Below are 18,073 nucleotides of genomic sequence, written 5' to 3' on the forward strand. Positions count from 1 at the left end.
ATGAGCGGCATCATCGGCATCACCATGGGCGATCCCTGCGGCGTCGGCCCCGAAATATCAGTCCGCGCTCTGGCCGAAATGTCGGCACAGGATCGCGCTGCCACTCGGATCTACGGTAACCTGGCAACACTCGAAGCCGCCCGCGCCGCACTTGGGCTCGATCTGGACCTTTCGCCTCATGTCGTCGATATCGAGGTTGAAGGCGCACCTCTGCCCTGGGGAACGCTCAGCCCGGTGGCCGGTGATGCGGCCTTCCGCTTCATCGAGAAAGCCGTGCGCGACGCCGAGGCCGGCAAGATCGGCTGCATCGTCACGGCTCCGATCAACAAGGAGGCGCTCAACCTCGCCGGCCACCACTACGATGGCCACACCGGCATGCTGCGAAGCCTGACGGGCTCGAAGGCCGCCTACATGCTGCTCGCTTCAGAGCGGTTGAAGGTGATTCATGTCTCCACCCATGTCTCGCTGCAGGAGGCCATTCGGCGCGCCACGACGGAGCGTGTTCTGGCAACGATCAAGGCGGGCCATGACCACCTGAAGCGCGTCGGTTATGACAAACCGCGCATCGCGGTGGCAGGCGTCAATCCGCACTGCGGCGAAAACGGCCTCTTCGGCACGGAAGACGACGACCAGATCGCGCCGGCCGTCGCCGCTGCCCGGGCCGAGGGCATCGATGTCCAGGGCCCGATCTCCGCCGACACCGTGTTCTACCGCGCCTATTCCGGCGCCTTCGATCTCGTCGTGGCCCAGTACCACGATCAGGGCCACATCCCGATCAAGCTTGTCGCGTTCGACACGGCCGTCAACGTCTCGGTAGAACTGCCGATCGACCGGACTTCGGTCGACCATGGCACAGCCTTCGATATCGCCGGCAAGGGCATCGCCAATCACGGCAACATGAATTCCGCCATCGCCTATGCCCGCAGGCTGGTCGCTGGAAAAACCAATCAAGGATGACAACGATGACTGCATCCATCACCCTTCACCAGCCGCGCCGGCTGATCGTTGGCGCCGGTACAATCGGCGAGGTCGGTGGCCTTGTATCCGACGCAACATCTGCACTCGTCATCGCCACGCCGATCACAGCAGGTTTCGTTGACCGGCTGAAGCTGCCGGGCAAGATCGCAATCTTCGACGCAATCCCGGGCGAGCCTGACGCGGCGACGCTCGAGGCGGCGCTTGCCGTGGCACGTCGGGTCAAGCCGGAGGTGGTCATAGGTCTCGGCGGTGGCTCCGTGCTTGACGTCGCAAAACTCGTTGCAGTCCTTTGGGACAGTGAACAGACACTCACCGATGTCGCGGGCCCCAACAAGGTGGCCGGACGTAAAACCCGGCTCGTGCAGGTCGCAACCACGGCAGGCACCGGGTCCGAAGCAGGCATCCGCTCACTGATCACCGATCCGGTGAAGGGTGCCAAAATCGCGGTCGAGAGTCCCCACATGATCGCAGATATCGCCGTCCTCGATCCGCAGTTGACCTTCACTGTACCGCCGGCGGTCACGGCTGCCACGGGCGTCGATGCTATGGCCCACTGCGTCGAAGCCTTCACCAACAAGCGCGCCCATCCGATGATCGACGGCTTTGCCCGCATGGGTTTCCGCCTGGTCGGCAAATATCTCGCCCGCGCGGTCAAGGATGGCTCGGACACGCAAGCCCGCGAAGGCATGATGCTTGCATCCTACTATGGCGGCATCTGCCTCGGCCCGGTCAACACCGCGGCAGGCCACGCGATCGCCTATCCCCTCGGCACCCGTCTTGGTCTGCCCCATGGTCTGGCCAACGCTATCGTCTTCCCTCATGTGCTCGCCTTCAACCAGCCGGTGGTCCAGGACAAGACGGCGGAAGTCGCCGAGGCACTCGGCTTCAGCACCAGCTCGCCAGAAGCCCTGCTTGAAAACGCTTGCCGCTTCTGCACCGATCTCGATATAGAGATGCGGCTTTCCCGTCATGGCGCGAAGGAAGACGCTCTCGCAGAATATGCAGCGGAAGCGCATGCCAATCGGCGCCTAATGGACAACAATCCGGCCGACATGGCAGCCGAGGACGTGCTGGCGATCTATCGAGCGGCCTATTGAGCAGTCGCGCATCGCAACGAAATGAAAAGGGGCCAGGCGGCCCCTTTCTTGTTTCGGGATTTTGGATGCCTGGCGGCATGGGCTCAGGCTTCCGGCGGAGCCGCAAGTGAAGCGCTCGTCTGGAACAGACGCGCACGCGAACCGGTCAGATGGGCATGCATGAGTTGTTTGGCCCGGGCGCCTTCACCTGCCGCAATCGCCACCGCAATCGCTTCGTGCTCGGCAAACACCCGCGACAGCCCGGCCGTGTCACGTTTGACCGAGACGCCGTGGAAACGCATGCCGACGGCAATGTGGTCCTTCAGGGCTTCCATAGCCGTCGAGAAGTAAGTGTTATTGGCGGCACGTGCGATAGCGAGATGGAACTGGAAATCCGCATCCTCCCGATGCGCCTGGCGATTGGTCGCGTCTCGCATGAGTTCGAGAGCCTCACGGATCGCTAAGAGTGTGGCCGGCGTATGGCGCATGGCTGCCGCTTCTGCGGCAGCAGGCTCGAGCGTCAGGCGAAACTCGTAGCAGTTGAGAAGGTCTGCGACATTCTCCAACTGCCCGAAGCCGAGAGGCTGTTTCATGCCGACAGACCGCACGAAGCTGCCGGCACCGCGCCGCGAATAGATGAAACCCTGCTCGCGCAGCCGGCGCAGGGCTTCACGGATAATGGGACGCGACACCTCGAACTCGATGGCCAGATCGTGTTCGGTCGGCAGCCGCTCATCCGGTTGGTAAGATCCGGACTTGATCGCCCGATGCATGCGCTCGAAAACCAGATCCGCAAGGCTCTTGCGCGCCGTTCCGCTTTGCAGTCCCATTGTCAGCGCCTGCCCCCATGCAATTGTTCAGCGAGCTTCACCAAGGTGTCCGGCTGCCCGAATCCACCGGACTTGGCGATGATACACTGGCCTCTGGCATGAGCCAGCCCCAGGCCCGGCATGCATTCGCCCTCCAGACGGAAGCACTCGATGCCCATGTTATCCAGAACCGCTTCGGCCGTCGCCCCTCCACACAGGAGCATGGTTTGCGCCTGACTCGTCAAGCGAGGATGAACGCTCCGCGCGAGATTCTCAGAGACTTTTTCCGATGAAATCTGCGTTTCACCCCCCGTCGCCTGCACAAGGACCACGCGGGCCGGATCTGGTGCAGAAGGCGCCATGACACCGTTGGGAGCTGGATTGAAAGCGACCAGATCAAGACGTCGCAATTGCTCTACCTGCTCGGTGGTAATGCGATCATGCGAGCCGATGACGAAAAGGCCCGCTCCCGCAGGCGGAGCAACGAGCTCCGCATCGGCGCGCCCCGTCATGCGGAAAGCGAGCGCCTCGGCAAGTCCCCTTGCTCCGACCAGAAGATCGACATGGCTGGCCTCGGCTACTTCCAGTGCCCTGATCAGGTCACCGTCTGCCAGCGCATCGGGAATGAGCGCGCGGACTGCATGCTGCCCCAGCACGTCAACAATCGGGATCGGAGTCGCAACGCCGAAGCCTTCGATCGATCCATTGAGAACGACCCGTTTGAATGCAGGTATGGCAGGGGAGACCAGGGCACGCTGATAGGTAATGGCGTCCAGCTCAGCGGAAATGTGACCCTTCAGCCGAGAATCGATCTTCTTGAATAAACGAACTCGACGAGGAAGAAGCCCGATGACGTGCCGCATCAACCGGAACGCCTCCTCCGGAGACTTCTCGCGGGTCGCCAAATTGATGGAAAGAACGTCCGGCGACAAAGCCAGCCCATGAGCGACGGCACCGAGTTTCAGGACAACTTCCGTGTGGAGCCCTCGCGCCGCGAAAGGGGCGGCCGTATCCAGTGCGCCGGTAAGATCGTCGGCAACGATGACGAGCACGACAGAGCTCCTAGTTGTTATCTTTGCGACACAAAGATGGCTTTATTTTCATGGGAATGCAATCATTCACTGACAAATCCTGCCTGAAACAATCGATGCCCCGCTTGTCCACCAGCGCAGAACTCTTTCGCCCAACCACGGACGATCAGGAAGTCAGTTGGCAACCGCCATGATAGGACATTCCAGCTGCACCAGTCCGCAACTGCGCAGAGATAGAGAAATCCTTGCACGACTTCGATCACGTCCATCGCCCGTGTCTGATTGGGTCTGCTGACCGCCAGCGTGCACGGAAAATGGGTCGCCCGACGCCCATCTTCTTGATCAGCGTGGCGACGTGCAGCCGCCCGTGCCCGGCCTTCGCCTCTATCGTCCCCTCAAGATGCTGGTCTTCAGACCTCACCGCGATGCAAGAACTCGCTCTGCCGCCACAGCCGACCGGACCCATGACAACGAAGACGGCACCTTGCCGGAATGCTGAACGCAATCGGCAACCTTATTGGCACAGTGAAACCTGAAAGGTCCTCCTAAAACGAGGTCTCCCTTGTCTCGATCGCCTCGCTTTCCGCGCGGTCCGCGCCCTTCCGCGCGCACATCCCCGCCGCTACGCCATCGCTCTGCCGACGCAGCGCTTGGCGGCCTGGCCATGATCAAGGTGGCCTCATGGCGTGACTGGTCATGCGCCTCAGCCTGACCAGCCACGGTGAACGGCACCTCTCCGCGCCCAGCATAGCCGGATCGCAGCTTTAAGCCGGGATCGCAGGGCGATCCCGACACGGCGCCAACGTCAATTTCCTCCGACCGTCGGGAAGGGGGTGACGGTCCAAGGGGAAATGTTGTCGGCCTTCACCAGCCGACGTTCGGCGACGCCCGAGATGCTGAAGATGAAATCGCTGGCACGATAGGTCTGCTGCCAACAGTCGAAGGGCACATCGTCCGACGTGAAGCTGACGCCACGAATGCGCACGACAAGCTCGTCGTTGCCGATCTTCAGCTTCTGCTGCTCCATCCGCGACGGCGGGACCACTTCGAAAAACTGCTCGATATGGGTATCGTTGAGACCATGGGTGTCCGAAAGGAAGCGGTAGAGCGAAGCGCCGCTCGCCAGCATCTCCTGATCAAGAGTCGGCACCAGGTTGAGGGGGAGGATCGCACGTTCCAGGATTGCCGGCTTGTCGCGCAGGCTGCGCAGCCTGAGGATCTCCCAGACCGGCTGCCCCTGGGGAATTGAAAGGGCATGGGCAACCCCCTCGCTGGGCATTCCCACCGCCAGATGGATCAACTGCGTGGCCATATCCGCCGGCCGCGTTGCGGTCGAGAGCGTTTGCAAAAGCTCACCGGAGCGCGAAGGCTCCATCATGATGCGGCGCTCGGCCACAAATGTACCGACGCCCTGATGACGGATGATGCGTCCCTCGCGTTCCAGCTTGTCAAGCGCATGGCGCACCGAGATCATGCTGACCCCGGAAATCTCGCCAAGTTCTGATATGCTCGGCAGCTTGTCGCCCGGCTGAAGGTCGCGGTCGCGGATCAGATCCACGACGGCGTCATAGACCAGCTGATAGCGAAGCTTTCCCGGCTCTGCGCCATCGGCCCGTGTTTTTCCGGCCTTTTTTTCAGTCAAGGGACCGCGTGCCTCTCTTCCGTGCAATCGCCCATTTGTATGATGCACGGGCCCTATTATCAAACGGATTGACGCCGAGACACGTTGGAAAAGCACTCATACGGTGCCGGACGGCAGGATTTCAGCTCGCGACCGACGAAAGGTCGCGAAGAACAGTCAAATCGGGGTGGGAGACGAGCGCCGTCACAGAGCGGGCCGGGTCTGCCTCGCCCGCCAGGAGCGCCTTCAGCGCCTCATCCTTGCCCCGGCCGCAGACAAGCAGCAGGAGCTTGCGGGCTCTCAGGACGGTCGCAACGCCCATGGTCAGTCCATGGGTGGGGACATCTTCGGCGCGCCTATAGAGGCTGCTCTGTGCGGCACGCGTGCTCTCAGTCAGCCGCACCCGATGCGTTTCAAGGCCCCAGTCGTCACCGGGTTCGTTGAAGGCCACGTGGCCGTTGCGGCCGAGGCCGAGAATGGCGAGATCGAGGCCTCCAGCCGCCGCGATTGCCGCGTCATAAGCCTGGCATTCAGCCTCGGCATCCGGTGCGTCACCGCGCAGGAGTCGGAGCCTTTCGGGGCCGATGGCCAGAGGGCCGAAGGCGTTGGCCATGAGGAAGCTGGCATAACTGTCGGGATCGGCAAGCCCCTTGCCCTCAAACTCGTCGAGATTGAAGAAACGGGCCGCATGCAGATCGATAGTACCCTTGGCCTGCCGCGTGGCCAGCCTGCGGTAGAGGCCAAGCGGCGTCTCCCCGGTCGGCAGCGCAAGAACGGCGGTGGGCTTTTCAGCCAGGATTGATGCCACATACTCGGCCGCAGCCTCGTCCATGGCCGCCCGTGTCGAAAAATCCAGAACTTTCATGACAGTCTCGTCTCGCAAGATGGGCTCAAATGGCCTCTGGCCCGCGGCGGGCAATGACCGGATAACGCGACAGGAAGCCGGCATAGGCGCGCTCATGGAAAGCCGCAGCGGCGCCGGGGCGATAGACGGTGGCATCAGGCAGCCGCACCGCCAATGGCTCGCCCGCAAGTGCCGCAGCGCCGATAGCGGCAGAGGACTCGTAGCCGAAAACCTGGACAGAGCGGCCACTGCCATCGGCAAACATCTGCACGAGTGCGGGATTGCGCGACAGCCGCCCCGACAGCATCACCTGCCTTACCGGCCAAGTTTCCGACAGAACGTCGAGGCAACGACGCACCTCGAAGATCACACCCTCAAGATAGGCGCGGGCCAGATCGGCCCGACTACTCGCAACACTGAGGCCATGGAAGACGCCCGTCAGCGATGTGTCCCACAGGGCGCCCTGCTCGCCGCCACCGGTCATGTAGGGCGCACAGGTCACTCCACGGGCACCGGGTGGACTGGTCAGGGCTTCGACTTCCAGCGCTTCCGTCGTCAGGCCGAACATTCGGCCGAGCCAGGCAAAACCGATGCCGGTGGAGAGCAGATCCATCTCCCGCCCATACCACCCGGCTGAAACATGCGGAGTTAGAAGATAACGCGACTTCGGATCGAGATGGCTTGCCGGCGTCGCGCCGAAGATGATGGCGCTGGATCCCATAGCGATCGAGGCACTGTTGGCATTCAGCCCTGTCATGGCGTAGGCACCGGCCGCCGAATCCGCCGCGCCGGTATAAACGGGAATGCCGACCGGAAGCGAAAAGTCCGACGCCGAGGCCGGCAAGACGGTTCCGGCGACCATCGTGGTTGGCAAGAGCACCGGCAGCAGCGACATCGGCAAATCCCAGATATCGCAGAGGTCGGCGTCCCAGCTCTCGGTTTCCAATGCGTAGACACCATAGCCGGCAGCAGTCGAGGGGTCCGTCACGGCACGGCCGGTCAGCGCATGCACAAGGTAGTCCTTGGCCGAAAGAATGCGCTTCACATCACCACGCCGGTCACGGAAATGATGCAGGAACTGCGGGGCGAGATAGCGACCATCCACCGGCATGCCGGTACGGGCGTAGACAGTCGCATGCAGTCCGTCCTTCAGCCTTTCCGCCGCCATGGCGTCGGCGCGCCCGTCCTGCCAGGTGATGGCAGGCCCGATACTGTGGCCGTGCGCGTCTAGGCAAACGAGGGTCGGCATCTGCCCCGCAACTGAAATGGCGCCGATCCGGGAAACGCAGTCCCCAGGCAGTGCTGCGATCGCCTGACGGAGAGCCCGCAGCCAGTGCTGCGGATCCTGCTCGGCCTGTCCGGGCGTGTTCGAGACCGTGGGATAGGCGCTGCCGCTTTCGCCGCGCACGCAACCCTCGCCATCCAGCACCACGAGCTTGAGGGCCGAAGTACCGAGATCGATTCCCAAACGCCACTGCGTCATGCTCACCAAACCTTCCGTCATCCCGTCTGAACGCGTCATAGCAAACTTCACGGCCGCTGCGAGGCCTGTCGACTGAGCACCCGCCCGGCGTGCCGCTGCCGGTCAGGGGTGAAGTCAAAGCCGCAGTGGCCACGTCGCGCTGATCAGGCCGCGCGGATTAGCTTGGCCACTTCGCGTGCGGCATCCAGCGTCCGGTCCACATCTTCATTGGTATGGGCGAAGGTGATGAACAGGTTCTCGAAAGCGCCGGGATGGAACAGGATACCGCGATCAAGCATGCCTTCCCACCAGATGCGGAAGAGGTCGTGGTTGGCATGGCGGGCGGCATCCCGGTAGTTATGGATGTCATGTTCGGTAAACCAGACCTGATAGACTGCCCCCATGCCGACGACCCGCGTGGAGATACCGGCACTGTTGAAGACCTCGATCAGGCCGTGGCGCAGGCGATCGGATACGGCATCAAGGGAATTGTAGAAGCCGGGCTGCGAGAGGATGTCGAGCGTTGCATTGGCGGAGGAGACGGCGATCGTATTGCCCGCATAGGTGCCCGCGATCGAAACACGCCCGTCGGCCACCAGCGCCATGATGTCCTTGCGCCCGCCCATGGCCGCGACCGGGAAGCCGCCGCCGATGCCCTTGGCAAAGGTGGACAGGTCAGGCGTGACGCCGAGGCGGGCCTGGGCTCCGCCGAGGGCGAGACGGAAGCCGGTGATGACTTCGTCGAAGATGAGCAGGATGCCATGCTTGGCGGTCAGCTCGCGCATGGCTTCCAGATAGCCGGGATGCGGCAGGATGCAGCCCGTATTGCACATGACCGGCTCGGTCAGCACGGCCGCGATATTGTCACCTTCCCGCTCGATGACCGCGCGCAGCACATCGATGTCGTTCCAGGGCAGGATGATCAGACCATCGGAAATGCCGTCCGGCATGCCCGGCCCCTGGGGAATGGGGCGGGGCGCCGAATCCGGGCCTGACGTCTCGGGGTCGGGATGCTTGCTCCAGTACACGACGTCAGAAAAGCCGTGATACATGCCTTCAAAGCGGATGATTTTCTTGCGGCCGGTGAAGGCACGGGCCAGGCGGACGCTGTAGAGAACAGCTTCCGTGCCGGTGTTGCACAGGCGCACCTGCTCCAACGAGGGTACCGCTGCGATAAGCTTGTGGGCCAGCTCGGTTTCCGGCGCACTGGGCATCGCAAAGACGGTACCCATCTCACGGATAGCGCGCACCACTGCTTCCGTCACCTTCTCAGGACGATGCCCGAGCAGCATCGGGCCAAGCCCGATGAGGTAATCGATGTATTCGTTGCCGTCGGCATCCCACACGCGCGAGCCTTCGCCGCGATCGACGAAGAGCGGGTGCGGCAGCCAGCCCGACCAAGTGGCGCGGGCCGTGGAGTTCACCCCACCCGGGATGACCTGGCAGGATCGCTCAAAGAGCTCCCGGCTCTTGTCGTAACGAGAACTGGAATAAGCGTCGACAGGCATGTCTTTCTCCATTGCATACAATGACGCCTGCATTGTACGTACCAGCAGGCTAAATCCGTATTATTTATACTGTGTATAATGAGTCTGAGCAGAGGTCAACAGACAGTGCTTTCCGCTCTGTTTTTTTCTTCAGGCTTGGCTGGTGGTTTCTGGAGTGATGCGCGGTACGGCCGCGAGAAGGTCGCGTGTGTGTTGCGCCTTGGGGGCAAGGGCAATATCGAGTGCAGGCCCCTCCTCGATTATACGGCCTTCATGCATCACGGCGATGCGGTCAGCATAGCTCGCAGCGGTCGACAGATCATGGGTGATCATCAGCACGGAAAGTCCGCCCTCCCGGCAAAGGCCGACGAGAAGGTCGAGAATGCCGCTGCGGATGGAGACGTCGAGCATGGATGTCGGCTCATCCGCAAGAATGAGCTTGGGCGAAAGGACGACCCCGGCAGCGATTGCCACGCGCTGGCGTTGCCCCCCGGACAGCTCGTGCGGATAGCGCCTCAGGAAATCGTCGACGGGCGTCAGCCCGACTCGCTCCAGCGCCTGGCGGACCAGCGACATCCGCTCGGCCCTGCTGCTGCCAATCCCATGGATTTCGAGCGGCTCCATCACGGTATCGACGACCCGGAAACGGCTATCGAGGGATTCGTAAGGGTCCTGATAGATCATCTGGATATCCCGGCGAACGCGGCGCAACGCCCGCCCCTTCAGGGCCGTGATGTCCTGGCCGTCGAAGAGGATACGGCCTGCGCTGGACGGCTGCATCCGCATGACGCTTTGCAGCGTTGACGTCTTGCCGCAACCCGAACGTCCGACAAGCGCAACGAGCTCGCCGGCCGCAACCGTCAGGTCCAGCCTCTTGACGACGGCGCGTGGCGCCGGTCGACGTCCCGTCACCATCTCACGGAAACTGGGGCGCTGCGCATAATCGACCGTCAGTCCGTCGATGGTAAGCAGCGGCATTCTCGGCGAGACCTGCACCGGCGGCAGCCCGGCGGCACCATCCTTCAGCCGGGTCTCAAAGCGTGGCGAAGCCTTGAGGAGCTCAGCCGTATAGGCATGGGTCGGCCGGTGAAACAGGTCGGCGGTGGGCCCGGTTTCGACGGCGCGCCCGTTCAGCATCACCACCGCGCGCGTGCAGGCCTCCGCCACGACGCCGAGATCGTGGGTAACAAGGATGACCCCGAGGTCCAGCTTGCGACTGAGATCGACCAGGAGATCCAGCACCTGCCGCTGCACCATCACATCGAGCGCCGTTGTCGGCTCGTCCGCCAGCAGCACCTTGGGCGAGCAGGCAAGCGCCATGGCGATCATCGCGCGCTGGCGCATGCCACCGGAAAATTCGTGCGCATAACTTGTCGCCTGGGCGGCCGGAATGCCCACCAATTCCAGGAGCTCCCCGACACGCTGGAGGCCGAACCGGCCGCGCGGCATGTCCTGCACTTCCATCGCCTCGGCGATCTGCCAGCCTATGCTGCGAACCGGGTTAAAGGCGTTCATCGCGCCTTGGAACACCATGGCAATGTCCTTCCAGCGATGCGGCGCGACCGAAGCCTCGCCGTCTGCCAGAATATTCCGTCCTTCCAGGAGTATGCGACCTGAAGCTTCGGCGGAGGAGGCCAGAAGCCCCATGCATGCGGATGCAATCGTCGTCTTGCCGGAGCCGGATTCGCCGATCAACCCCAGCCGCTCGCCAGGCATCAGATCGAAGGAGACATCATGCAGCACCTGGATGCGGGCGCGGCTTCCCGCGTCGCGGGCGCCGTACCAGACATTCAGCCTTTCGACCCGCAACAGTGGCTCGCGCCCCCCGGTCGGGGGTCCGGACAACGGGGAAAGGGAGGCAGGTGCAGCGTTCATTGTCCATTCTCCCCGGATGCGCGCAGCCGCCAGCTGCGGGTCGACAGATAGGAAACCGCTAGACGCGGATTGAGACTGTCCTCGATGGAGCGGCCAACGAGATAGCAGCCGATCACGAGCAGAGCGACTGCGGACCCGGCCGGCACGATGGCCCACCAGGCACCGGCACTGACTGCGGATCGGTTAAAGGCATGCTCCATGATTGTCCCCCACGTCACCACGTTGGAATCCGAAAGACCCAGGAAGGCGAGTGCGGTTTCGTTGAAGATCGCCACCGTGATGGCCAGCACCCAGTTGGCGGCCAGCAACGGGCCGATCTGCGGCAGAATGTGGCGAAGGATGATGTGCAGATGGCCTGCGCCATTGGCTTCCGCCCGCCGCACGAAGACGCGCTCACGCATGGACTTGACCTGGGAGCGGATCAGCCGCGCCACGGATGTCCACATCAAAAGACCGATGACGAGAACGACGTGATCGATCGACGGACTCCAGACCGATGCCACGACGATCATCAGCACGATCTGCGGAATGACGAGCAAGTAGTCGGTGATGGCCATCAGGATGGCATCGACGATGCCGCCGAAATAGCCGGCAAGGATGCCGACGAGTGCCCCGACGCAGATCGCGATCAGGCTGGCTGAAACGCCAACCATGATGGAGATGCGTCCGCCATAGATAGTGAGACTGAACACATCGATGCCGCCATCGTCGCAACCAAACCAATGGGCTGCCGACGGCGCTTCGAACACGCCGCAGCTCGGTTCGAAGATCGAATAGGGAATGATCCATGGTGCGCCGATCGTCAGCAAGGCAAAGCCCGACAGGATCATCGCCCCGACCAGAAGGCCGGGCCTGTCGATCAGCCAGAGGAAGGATCGGGAAACACGCTTGGCGCTCATGATGGTTTCTCCCTCAGGCCCGTACGCGCGGATCGAGCACGAAGTGCAGAAGATCGGCGCCAAGATTGAGCAGGGTGACCACGACGGTAATGGCGAGGAAGCCGCCCTGCAGCATCGGATAGTCGCGGTTGAGCACCGCATCGTAGAGCGTGCGCCCGATGCCCGGCCAGGAGAAGATGACCTCCACCAGGATGGCGCCGGACACGATCGAGCCGAGCGAGAGTGCCGACATGGTGACGATCGGCAGAAGCGCATTGCGCAGCGCGTGCTTGAGGATGATGCGCCGACGTGGCACACCCTTGGCCCGCGCCGTCAGGATGTAATCCTCGCCCAGCGTCTCCAGCATGGACGAGCGGGTGATGAGGGCGTTTTCCGCAAAGAGTGTCAAAACGAGGGTCGCGACAGGAAGAACCATGTGCCGGAGCCGGTCCTCAAGCACGGGCCACCAGCCGTCTTCCATCAGGAAGGGGTCAGCCATGCCCGCCGCCGGAAGCATACCGGAAAAGAAGATCACCATTATCAGCCCAAGAAACTGGGTCGGGAAGGCATAGGCCAACACCGCCGAGCCCGTCAGGAGATGGTCGATCGGCCCATTGCGGCGCGTTGCGGCAATCGTGCCGACGACAAGACCGAGCGCCAGCGCCAGCACGACGCCGGTCGCGACCATGGGAATGGTATTAGAGAAGGCTTCCAGCAGATTATCGAAAACCGGCTGCCGGTTGGCATAGGAAATGCCGAGATTGCCGTGCGCCATTTCGCGCAGATAGATCAGAAACTGGTCGAAGATCGGCTTGTCCAGCCCGAACTTGATCTCAAGCGCCTTACGCATCTCGGCCGAGGCATTCGGAATGCGCGAAATATGCGTCACGGCATTGCCCGGCAATACCCGGAACAGTAGAAAATTCAGGGTAACAGCCACAAGGATCGTTACCGCCGCCGCGACGAGGCGCCGCGCCACATAGGCAAGGCTGAGCAAAGGCCCTCTCCCTCGTTCTATTGACTCATTCTAGTCAGTATAATAAGCATAATGAAAGCAAGTCAAGCCACGTCGCGAGGCCTGCGTCCCGGCATGGCACCTTAGAAAGCGGCCAGCATCGCCACGGCGCCCTAGAGACTATAAGATGACAAATTAAGGCAACAAAAAGAGGGATCCCATGACATCGTCAGCTTCATTCTCCCGCGGCCGGTTTGGAAGGCTCAAAACCCTGATGGGCGCTGCTGTCTTCGCCTTTGCGACGACCGTCAGCCTTCCGACGGCTGGGGCCTTTGCAGCCGAGGTGCTGCGCATCGGCATCAGCCAGCCGATCGATTCCCTCAACCCCTTCGTGGCCAGCTCCGATTACAGCAGTATCGCTTATCAATATGGCTACCCATTCCTCACGGTTTATGATGCCAAGCTGAAGATCGTCCCCTATTTCGCGACGGACTGGACGGCCTCCGCGGATGGGTCGGTCTGGACCTTTCACACCAGGAAGGACGCCCGGTGGTCGGACGGTGAACCGCTGACGGCGAGGGATGCGGCTTTCACTTATTCGATGATTGTCAAATACCGGGAAAGCACGACCGGCAAGTTTGCAGGCTGGCTGAGCCACCTGAAGAGTGCCGAGGCCACCGACGACACGACGCTGGTGCTGACCTATGACGGCCCGGCCGGCGACGTGCCGGTAAAGATGCAGGCCGTACCCATCCTGCCGGCGCATGTCTGGTCGGAGGTCGCCGGCGAAGACGGATCGGAGATCGACAGCTTCGAGAACGCGGCCCCCTGGGTGTCCGGCGGCCCTTTCATGCTCTCGGGCTACAAGAAGAACCAGCTCGCATTGTTCAAGGCCAATCCCAACTGGTGGGGAGAGACCAAGCCGAAGATCGGCGGCTTCGGCCTGCAGATGTTTGCCAACAGCGATACGATGGTCTCGGCGTTGACCTCCGGCCAGTTGGACATGGTCGGCCAGACGATTTCGCCAACGGCGGTGGATTCGCTGAAAGCCGCCGGCATGGTGATCGAATCCGCACCGAGCACCGGTTTCCACGAGATGATCGTCAACACCAATCCGGAAAAGACCAATCATAGAGAGCTTTTGAACCCGAAAGTCCGCGAAGCCCTCGAACTTGGCATCGACCGCGAGGCCATCGTCAAGCAGGTTTGGCTCGGCTTTGCCGAACCGGGCACCACGATCGTCGCACCCGCCACCGGTTGGCATGACGAGTCGATCGCCTCCGTCGGCTACGACCTCGACAAGGCCAATGCCATTCTCGACGAACTCGGCTACTCCAAGGGTGCCGATGGCATTCGTGTAGCAGAGGGTGTGCCGATGGACTACGAGGTTATCTTTCCGACCGAAGTAGCCGGCGCAGGCGACCGCACCTTCAAGATCATCCAGGCAAGCTACGAAAAACTTGGCATTCGCCTTGTCCAGCGCAAGATGGACTCCGATGCGGCCAATGCCGCGATCATGGGCGAAGACCAGAACTACAGAAATTTCGACATCGCCATGTGGCTGTGGGTGCCGCCGCTCGATCCGGATTTCATTCTGAGCGTGCTGACCTGCGGCCAGCGGCGCAACAACAGTGACAGCGGTTATTGCAACCCTGACTACGACACGCTCTACCTCAAGCAGGCGCAACTGAGTGATCGAGCCGAGCGTGCCAAGGTGATCAACGAAATGCAGGCCATTGCCTATCGTGACCGGCCCTATATCGTCATCGTCTATCCCCAGACCCTGGAAGCCCATGATCCGGCCTGGAAGGGTTTCGTCCCCTCGCCAATGGTCGGCTCGGTCAACAACCTCTCGGTCGACACGCTTCTGAACGTTCACAAGGAGTAAGCATCGGTGCACCTCACCATCGAAACGGCCGATGACAGCATCGGTGTGGCCGATGCGCTGCTCGCCGCCCCCTCGGGGGCGGCTTCGATCCGCGCCACCGGTCTCTTGCCGGATGCCGGCAAAGTCGATGCCGCTCTCGTGCTTACTCCGAGCGGCACCCGCCAGCGGCTATTCAGTGTCGGGATCGATGCTGACAGTGCCTCCGCACTTTATCGCGACTGCGGGCTGCGTCTGGGTCGCCTGACCGCTGACGAGACGGCGCTGACCGTGGACCTGCGGCATCTGCCACGCCTGAAGCCGGAAGCCATGACAGCGCTATGCGAGGGCATCGCGCTCGGCTGCTTCCGACCGCAGAAAGCGTCCGGCCCGGCTCTGCGTTTTTTTCTGTCTCCGGAAGTTGATCTGACCGCCCATACGAAAGCGGCCGAGACCGCGGCGATCCTTGCCCACTGGACCAACTGGGCGCGCGATCTTGTCGAGCGCCCCGCCGGCGAGCTTCGCCCGGACGATCTTGCCACGGAGGTTGCGGCGCAGGCCGCCGCGCTCGACATCGCAGCGGAGATCTGGGACGCGCAACGCCTAGAAGCCGAGGGCTTCGGCGCAACGCTCGGCGTCGGCCGTGGCTCGGACGCCAGCCCGCGCCTCGTGGTGCTGCGCACCGGCAAGAGCGACCATCCGCTCGGCCTTGCCGGCAAGGGCGTCACCTTCGATACGGGCGGCCTCAATCTCAAACGCGACCTTGAGGAAATCGGCTATATGAAGAGCGACATGGCCGGTGCTGCCGCCGTGGCCGGCGCACTCTTCGCCGCCGTGGCGCTGAAGCGCGCGCCGGCGGTGATTGCCGTCCTGCCCATGGTGGAGAACATGCCCTCCGGCCGGGCGCTGCGGCCGGGCGACCGGGTCCGCCATCCCGATGCCAGCACGACGGAGGTCGTCGATACCGATTGCGAGGGCCGCCTGCTGCTTGCCGATGCACTGGCCTTTCTTGCCCGGCAGAAGGTCCGCGCCCTCATCGATGTCGGTACGCTCAGCGATGGCGGCGGTGTCGGCGGGGAAATGTGGGGCCTCTGGTCGAACAACGCTCAGTTCGCAGACCGCGTGACCCGCGCTGGCGCCCTTGCCGGTGATCCCGGCTGGCATCTGCCGCTGCGCCTCGAGCGTGACACGATGCTTGCCTCCCGCATCGCCGATCGCCGCAACACGCTGGTCGGCGAACCCGATACCGGGCAGGTGGCCGCCTGCTATCTCGATCAGTTCACCGCGGGAATCCCGTGGGTCCATATCGACAATGGCTCCAACGCCTATCTGCTGAGGGACACCGGTCCGTGGCCGGAAGGGGCGACCGGCGCGCCGCTACGGGCATTGATCCGGCTTCTGTGCGACGAGGCCTGATGTCCCTCACCGATTTTTCCCATGGTCCGCTACTCGAGACGCTGGCCGCAACCTATGCAAAGCTGCCGGGCCAGTGGCCCCTCACTGGCGGCATTGTCGGCGTGGTCACCGCAGACGGGATGGCAGCGCACCTGCCCTTCGGCCGCGATTTCGACGGTCGGGAGATCACGGCGCGCACGCCCTTTCTGATCGGGTCGATCAGCAAGTTCTTCACTGGCCTGATGCTGTCAGCCCTGATGGAAGAAGGCCGCCTGACGCCGGACGACAGGGCCTCGTCCATCCTTCCATGGCTGGCGATCGGCTCGGACCATGGCGAACCGACACTGCGCCACCTTCTGCACCACACGGCCGGCCTCGTGAAGGGGGCGGATGATCCGCCGGACGAGTTGGCCCAGGTCTTCAGCCTGCGCGACAGCCTGACGGCCAGCCCGCCCGGCAGCTTCTTCCACTATTCCAACCTCGGCTACAACATCCTTGGCCTCATCATCACAGCCCTTGCCAGCCGCCACGCCACCGATCACGCCGCGGCCACGCTCCTCGCCCCCCTAGGCATGGTGGATGGCAGCGCCCGGCTGGACACCGCCATCCGCACCCGCGTCGCCACCGGCAGCCAGCCGGCTCGCGACGACATTCCCTGGCGCCCGGGCCTCACTCTGGCCGCCGCACCCTGGGTGGAGGCCGAAGGCGGCGACGGCAGCATCGCCGCCTCCAGCCGGGACATGACGCGGCTGATGACGGCGCTTTTGAATGACGGCCGGATAGACGGGGTTGAGGCCATCGCCCCAGCCGTGCTCGAGCGTGCCACGACCGACCTCGCCCATGCGGGCGAAGGTGGCGTCGAGGATTTCGGAGGTTTGCCAGTCGGTGAAAGCCGCTATGGCTACGGCATCAATGTCGAAACGACCGGCGGCAACCAATGCTTGAGCCATGGCGGCGGCATGATCGGCCACTCGAGCTTCATGCTCATCGATCGTACGGCCGGCCTCGGTATCATCGTCTTGACTAACGCCAATGGCTGCTATGCCGCCGGCGAGACGCTGGCCCGCCACGTCCATGCGGCCCTGTTGCACGGCCAGCCGCTTGCCGGCCGTCTCGATCTCGTCTTCGGCACCGATTGCGCCACCTATAATGAGGCCATGGTCGGCCGCTTCGTCTCCGCTGCCGGCCCTGACGACGGCCCGCAGTCGATCGACATCGCCGTGGCGGAAGGACGCCTGATGCTCACGGCCGATGGGGCCAGCGGTGCCGTCTATCGCGGCTGGGGCTCGCGCCTCACGACCGACCATCCGGCCATGGAGCGCTTCCACCTCAGCTTCGACCGTCTAAGCCGCACATGGAGCTTCGGTGGGCGGCTCTACCGGCCGGTCGGCGCGGCCCATGCCCTTCCGGCGACAACGCCGCACCCGCAGCACGCCGCCCTCGTCGGCCGATATCGCAGCTATTCCCCGTGGTGCCCCACATTCCGCATCGTGCTACGCGAGGGCCGTCCCTTTCTGATTTCGCCGGGCGGGGTGGAGGGACCCGATCCCGATATGGAACTCGTCCCGATCGGCGAGAACCTGTTCCGCATTGGCGCCGATCCGCGCCTGCCCGAACGGCTGCGGATCGCCGCGACCTGCGACGGCCGCCCTGTCACCGTCTACCGCGACAGTTGCCGCTATTCCCGCATGTCGCTGGGCTAGGACGAGAGCCCTGCTCGCCGTGGTCGGGCGGCACTCTAGATCCGGGCAAAGGTTATGGTCGCGGCCTGCGCGGCCTTGCCCGGTTTTGTGGCGTA

The 18,073-nt window shown here is 63.1% G+C and carries 14 protein-coding genes and 1 pseudogene; 5 read left to right on the forward strand and 10 right to left on the reverse strand.

Annotated features, from left to right (window positions below; genetic code table 11):
* Window positions 1-957: a 4-hydroxythreonine-4-phosphate dehydrogenase PdxA gene (gene pdxA / locus H6M51_RS21990; protein WP_185811952.1), complete on the forward strand. Its 957-nt coding sequence runs from the start codon at window positions 1-3 to the stop codon at window positions 955-957.
* On the forward strand, window positions 954-2,075 hold the full coding sequence (locus tag H6M51_RS21995) for an iron-containing alcohol dehydrogenase (protein ID WP_185811953.1): 1,122 nt from the start codon (window positions 954-956) through the stop codon (window positions 2,073-2,075). Before pdxA ends, H6M51_RS21995 begins: the two co-directional genes overlap by 4 nt.
* A gap of 83 nt (window positions 2,076-2,158) precedes the next feature.
* Here H6M51_RS21995 and H6M51_RS22000 read toward each other — a convergent pair whose 3' ends face one another.
* The 10 genes and pseudogenes from H6M51_RS22000 to H6M51_RS22045 all read right to left on the reverse strand — a co-directional run bounded on the left by H6M51_RS22000 (window position 2,159) and on the right by H6M51_RS22045 (window position 13,058).
* Complete coding sequence (locus H6M51_RS22000; protein WP_185811954.1) at window positions 2,159-2,884, reverse strand: FadR/GntR family transcriptional regulator; 726 nt, start codon at window positions 2,882-2,884, stop codon at window positions 2,159-2,161.
* A 2-nt stretch (window positions 2,885-2,886) separates the two neighbouring features.
* Entirely contained in the window at window positions 2,887-3,915 is a 1,029-nt protein-coding gene (locus H6M51_RS22005; RefSeq protein ID WP_185811955.1) for a four-carbon acid sugar kinase family protein, read from the reverse strand.
* A gap of 161 nt (window positions 3,916-4,076) precedes the next feature.
* Window positions 4,077-4,199, reverse strand: a pseudogene (locus H6M51_RS24775) (IS3 family transposase); the annotation flags it as partial.
* 500 nt (window positions 4,200-4,699) lie between these two features.
* The gene (locus H6M51_RS22015; protein WP_185811957.1) at window positions 4,700-5,536 is read right to left on the reverse strand and encodes a GntR family transcriptional regulator; all 837 of its coding nucleotides are present in this window, start codon (window positions 5,534-5,536) and stop codon (window positions 4,700-4,702) included.
* A gap of 121 nt (window positions 5,537-5,657) precedes the next feature.
* Window positions 5,658-6,380 (reverse strand): glucosamine-6-phosphate deaminase, encoded by a 723-nt coding sequence (locus tag H6M51_RS22020; RefSeq protein ID WP_185811958.1) that lies wholly within the window; start codon window positions 6,378-6,380, stop codon window positions 5,658-5,660.
* A gap of 25 nt (window positions 6,381-6,405) precedes the next feature.
* Window positions 6,406-7,842, reverse strand: coding sequence for an FGGY-family carbohydrate kinase (locus H6M51_RS22025; protein WP_185811959.1), 1,437 nt, complete (start codon window positions 7,840-7,842; stop codon window positions 6,406-6,408).
* Between the two features lie 143 nt (window positions 7,843-7,985).
* Window positions 7,986-9,329, reverse strand: a complete 1,344-nt coding sequence (locus tag H6M51_RS22030) for an aspartate aminotransferase family protein (protein ID WP_185811960.1) — start codon at window positions 9,327-9,329, stop codon at window positions 7,986-7,988.
* 129 nt (window positions 9,330-9,458) lie between these two features.
* Window positions 9,459-11,183, reverse strand: a complete 1,725-nt coding sequence (locus H6M51_RS22035; RefSeq protein ID WP_185811961.1) for an ABC transporter ATP-binding protein — start codon at window positions 11,181-11,183, stop codon at window positions 9,459-9,461.
* Complete coding sequence (locus H6M51_RS22040; protein ID WP_185811962.1) at window positions 11,180-12,082, reverse strand: ABC transporter permease; 903 nt, start codon at window positions 12,080-12,082, stop codon at window positions 11,180-11,182. Before H6M51_RS22040 ends, H6M51_RS22035 begins: the two co-directional genes overlap by 4 nt.
* A 13-nt stretch (window positions 12,083-12,095) precedes the next feature.
* On the reverse strand, window positions 12,096-13,058 hold the full coding sequence (locus tag H6M51_RS22045) for an ABC transporter permease (protein WP_185811963.1): 963 nt from the start codon (window positions 13,056-13,058) through the stop codon (window positions 12,096-12,098).
* Window positions 13,059-13,236: 178 nt separating this feature from the next.
* Between H6M51_RS22045 and H6M51_RS22050 the strand changes: the two genes are divergently transcribed.
* Genes H6M51_RS22050 through H6M51_RS22060 form a run of 3 tightly spaced genes read left to right on the forward strand, consistent with a single transcriptional unit; the run spans window position 13,237 to window position 17,978 of the window.
* Window positions 13,237-14,904 carry an ABC transporter substrate-binding protein gene (locus tag H6M51_RS22050; RefSeq protein ID WP_185811964.1) on the forward strand — a complete coding sequence of 556 codons (1,668 nt, stop codon included), beginning with the start codon at window positions 13,237-13,239 and terminating at the stop codon, window positions 14,902-14,904.
* A 6-nt stretch (window positions 14,905-14,910) separates the two neighbouring features.
* Complete coding sequence (locus H6M51_RS22055; protein WP_185811965.1) at window positions 14,911-16,296, forward strand: M17 family metallopeptidase; 1,386 nt, start codon at window positions 14,911-14,913, stop codon at window positions 16,294-16,296.
* Window positions 16,296-17,978, forward strand: coding sequence for a serine hydrolase (locus H6M51_RS22060; protein WP_185811966.1), 1,683 nt, complete (start codon window positions 16,296-16,298; stop codon window positions 17,976-17,978). Before H6M51_RS22055 ends, H6M51_RS22060 begins: the two co-directional genes overlap by 1 nt.
* Window positions 17,979-18,073: the final 95 nt, after the last annotated feature.

Origin of the sequence: Rhizobium sp. AQ_MP (genome assembly GCF_014237835.1) — a bacterium.
Taxonomy (GTDB): domain Bacteria; phylum Pseudomonadota; class Alphaproteobacteria; order Rhizobiales; family Rhizobiaceae; genus Allorhizobium.

Coding starts and splice junctions, on each gene's coding strand:
- H6M51_RS22035 (WP_185811961.1), bottom strand. CDS start 11,183: ATGAACGCTGCACCTGCCTCCCTTTCCCCGTTGTCCGGACCCCCGACC.
- H6M51_RS21995 (WP_185811953.1), top strand. CDS start 954: ATGACAACGATGACTGCATCCATCACCCTTCACCAGCCGCGCCGGCTG.
- H6M51_RS22000 (WP_185811954.1), bottom strand. CDS start 2,884: ATGGGACTGCAAAGCGGAACGGCGCGCAAGAGCCTTGCGGATCTGGTT.
- H6M51_RS22050 (WP_185811964.1), top strand. CDS start 13,237: ATGACATCGTCAGCTTCATTCTCCCGCGGCCGGTTTGGAAGGCTCAAA.
- H6M51_RS22060 (WP_185811966.1), top strand. CDS start 16,296: ATGTCCCTCACCGATTTTTCCCATGGTCCGCTACTCGAGACGCTGGCC.
- H6M51_RS22040 (WP_185811962.1), bottom strand. CDS start 12,082: ATGAGCGCCAAGCGTGTTTCCCGATCCTTCCTCTGGCTGATCGACAGG.
- H6M51_RS22025 (WP_185811959.1), bottom strand. CDS start 7,842: ATGACGCAGTGGCGTTTGGGAATCGATCTCGGTACTTCGGCCCTCAAG.
- H6M51_RS22030 (WP_185811960.1), bottom strand. CDS start 9,329: ATGCCTGTCGACGCTTATTCCAGTTCTCGTTACGACAAGAGCCGGGAG.
- pdxA (WP_185811952.1), top strand. CDS start 1: ATGAGCGGCATCATCGGCATCACCATGGGCGATCCCTGCGGCGTCGGC.
- H6M51_RS22020 (WP_185811958.1), bottom strand. CDS start 6,380: ATGAAAGTTCTGGATTTTTCGACACGGGCGGCCATGGACGAGGCTGCG.